1 protein-coding gene is annotated in these 603 nt (G+C 51.7%); it reads right to left on the bottom strand.

The window, feature by feature from the left end:
• Nucleotides 1-603 (bottom strand): DNA-directed RNA polymerase subunit alpha (locus TX77_RS10715; protein ID WP_044505089.1); only part of this gene is annotated, 603 nt, incomplete at both ends.

Raw genomic sequence — 603 nt, forward strand, 5'->3', positions numbered from 1 at the left:
TCCGTCAGAATTTTTGCGCCGAGGCTCACGGCCTCTTCCGGTCGAATACTGCCATCGGTCCATACTTCAAGTGTTAATTTGTCGTAGTTGGTTACTTGACCAACGCGAGTATTCTCAACGCTGTAATTCACACGCGTAATTGGCGTATAAATCGAGTCAACGGGAATAACCCCAATCGGTTGATCGTCCCTTTTGTTGCGGTCCGCTTGCACGTATCCGCGTCCCCGATTAGCGAAAATACGCATATGGAGGCGCGCACCGGAGGCCAAGGTCGCGATGTGAAGATCAGGGTTCAAAATCTCGACATCGCTATCAGCTCGAATGTCGCCAGCCGTAACGATTCCATCGCCTTCAGCGTCGATTTCCAACACCTTTTCTTCATCAGAGTGGATTTTCAACGAGAGGCCTTTCAGGTTCAGAATGATTTCTGTAACGTCCTCAATCACTCCTGGAACCGTAGAGAACTCGTGAAGCACTCCGTCGATTTGAACGGATGTCACAGCTGCGCCCGGCAGCGACGACAGTAAAATTCGGCGAAGCGAATTTCCCAGCGTCGTCCCGTATCCGCGCTCCAGCGGCTCAACGATGAAACGTCCGTATGCT

The organism is Megasphaera massiliensis (assembly GCF_000455225.1).
Lineage (GTDB): Bacteria > Bacillota > Negativicutes > Veillonellales > Megasphaeraceae > Megasphaera > Megasphaera massiliensis.